A 2,618-nucleotide genomic window follows, 5' to 3' on the forward strand; every position below is an offset into this window, starting at 1 on the left:
GGACCTTTCTTTAAGGTTTAGGGGAATTAGGGAGCCATTTTTGGTTAAAATTTTAGGGGGTTCTTTTGGAAGGTTAGTGTTTTTTTTTAGGAAATAATTTTTCATTTTGGAACTTTTTTAATTCAACTTAAGAGAATCCATTATTCTTCTTCAGTTGTAGCCTTGAAGCCTTATTCAGAAGCTAGTAATTTAATGGCATGGGGTCAAATTGCTGGCTGAAGAGAAAAAATAATTCCATTGCTTAAGGAGGAATCTTCTATGAACAATGCTCTTTTTTGGAACACCCGTGATGCGATCGCTGGGATGGACAGCTAACGCTCAGGAAAACCAGACAATGGGCGCACCCCTATTAGGGGGAAATATGCGTTTTGTAGACCTTTCGGGACGACTATTAGGGGCCCATGTTGCCCATGCTGGCTTAATTGTCTTGTGGGCTGGAGCCATGACCCTGTTTGAATTATCCCGTTTAAATGTTGATCTGCCGATGTATGAGCAGAATTTGATTCTGCTGCCCCATTTAGCGACTCTAGGCTTAGGCATTGGGGAAAACGGGCAGGTTATAGACACTTATCCCTACTATGTCATTGCCATGCTCCATCTGATTAGTTCTGCCGTCTTAGGAGCAGGGGGAATTTATCATGGTGTTTTGGGACCTGAAAAACTGGATCAACAGGGATTTGGTTACGACTGGCAAGATGGCAAAAAAATGACCAGTATTTTAGGGATTCACTTAGTCCTATTAGGCATTGGTGCAGCCCTTCTGGTCCTCAAAGCCAACCAATGGGGAGGAATTTATGATCCTCTGGTGGGTGAAGTCCGTATTGTTGAACCAAATTTAGACCCAATCCGCATTTTTGGCTATCTATTTGGCTTTAGTCCCGATGGTTGGACAATCACAGGCATGGCCAGTGTCAACAACCTAGAAGATATTGTTGGCGGACATCTATGGGTGAGCCTTTTATGTATTTCCGGTGGTATTTATCACATTTTCTCGGAGCCTACTGGTTGGGCAAAACGGGCGTTAATCTGGAACGGAGAAGCCTATCTTTCCTACAGTTTAGGAGCATTAGCCCTGGCTGGGTTTAGTGTAGCCTGTTTTGTCTCTGTCAATGACATCGCTTATCCCAGCCTATTTTATGGTGCCATTGGGGAAACTGGCGATTCTGTAAGGGCTGCTCTGGCAAGTGTTCACGCTGCTTTAGGATTTTTAGCCTTATTAGGTCATCTTTGGCACGCTTACCAAGCTCGTGCAGCCTCACGAGGAGTTGACTATGGTACCTTCTTTGACTTGGTTGCCAAAAATTCAACCCAAGCGTTGACAACTTAAATTAATTATCTTTGGGGTGGGGGGAGGGTGGGAAATGTGGGAAAATTTTTCCCTAAAATGAAAATTGCTACGATACCGATTCTGAATTGATTGCATCAAAATCCATTCAAGGAGAAACTCAATTATGACAACAACGAACGTACAAATGACAGACATTCCCTGGCGGGCCGGCAATGCCCGACTGGTGGACTTGTCAGGAAAGCTCTTAGGGGCCCATGTTGCCCATGCAGGACTGATTGTTCTCTGGGCAGGAGCTATTACCCTGTTTGAAATCAGCAATTTTGATACCTCTCTACCTATGTATGAGCAGGGTTTAAGGTGATTTCCGAGAAAGCTTTTCCCATAGGGGGTAATCGCTTGGACTAAAGGCTTTCAAGAAATAAAAGGAACAGAGAGTTAGCAGATCTTGGTACACAACTTTAAAATTTCATAATTGGCTTGTCTGAAAAAACAGAAGAAATAGATTAAAATGAAGAGGTAAAAAGATTAGAGAGAGTAAATTGAAGCTAAAACAGACAAATCATCCCTTAACCCCGTCGATGGTCGATGATTTACGTTTAGCAGCCTCAAAAATGACGGGAGCAGAGCGTCGTTCATTTCAAGCTGAAATGTGTCTCAAGTATTGTGGAGGAAGTGCCAGACAAACCGAAATCGTGTTTGGTTGGGGGAGAAAAAATGTTCAACTTGGATTACATGAAAAACGAACTGGGATAGTGTGTTTAGGATTACAATCAGTCAATAGTGGATGTAAAAAATGGGAGGAAAGATACCCAATAGTTGCCCAATCATTGAAAGAAATAGCCGAAGCTCACGCACAACAAAACCCCACATTTAATAACCCCATTGCCTATACAAGATTAACGGCGGCTGAAGCCATTAAACAATTAAGAAATCTAGGATATAATGGAGAGGAGGTTCCTGCTGCTTCGACAATGGCAGATATTTTAAATCGTTTGGGCTATCGATCAAGAAAAGTGGTAAAAGCTAAACCTAAAAAAAAATCTCGGAGACGGACGCTATCTTCGAGAATATAGAGAAAACAGATTGAAAAAATGACCCTTCTGTGAAACGTTTACGTATGGATTGTAAAGCACTTGTGGACATTGGCGAATATTCACGTGGGGGGACAAACCAGAGGTTATAATCCAGCTCAGGATCTTATCTTGGGACTAAAGAAAATACGTTCCTGGTGGACTGTGATGAACAGACGGNCACTTATGTAATTTGGAAGTTTTATAAAGGAGGAATCCAGGTAGATACTTGGCGCATGGTGGACATCTGGGTAACTGAG

The 2,618-nt window shown here is 42.5% G+C and carries 2 protein-coding genes and 1 pseudogene; all 3 read left to right on the forward strand.

The window, feature by feature from the left end; translation table 11 throughout:
* The first annotated feature begins 265 nt into the window (after positions 1 to 265).
* The 3 genes and pseudogenes from CWATDRAFT_RS31020 to CWATDRAFT_RS31030 all read left to right on the forward strand — a co-directional run bounded on the left by CWATDRAFT_RS31020 (position 266) and on the right by CWATDRAFT_RS31030 (position 2,361).
* Positions 266 to 1,327, forward strand: a complete 1,062-nt coding sequence (locus CWATDRAFT_RS31020; RefSeq protein ID WP_232287254.1) for a chlorophyll a/b binding light-harvesting protein — start codon at positions 266 to 268, stop codon at positions 1,325 to 1,327.
* Between the two features lie 124 nt (positions 1,328 to 1,451).
* Positions 1,452 to 1,643: pseudogene (locus CWATDRAFT_RS31025) on the forward strand (chlorophyll a/b binding light-harvesting protein); the annotation flags it as partial.
* A gap of 223 nt (positions 1,644 to 1,866) precedes the next feature.
* A complete protein-coding gene (locus CWATDRAFT_RS31030; protein ID WP_007304624.1) occupies positions 1,867 to 2,361 on the forward strand; it encodes an ISAzo13-like element transposase-related protein in 495 nt (164 codons plus the stop codon).
* Positions 2,362 to 2,618: the final 257 nt, after the last annotated feature.

It is taken from the genome of Crocosphaera watsonii WH 8501 (genome assembly GCF_000167195.1).
GTDB classification, from domain to species: domain Bacteria; phylum Cyanobacteriota; class Cyanobacteriia; order Cyanobacteriales; family Microcystaceae; genus Crocosphaera; species Crocosphaera watsonii.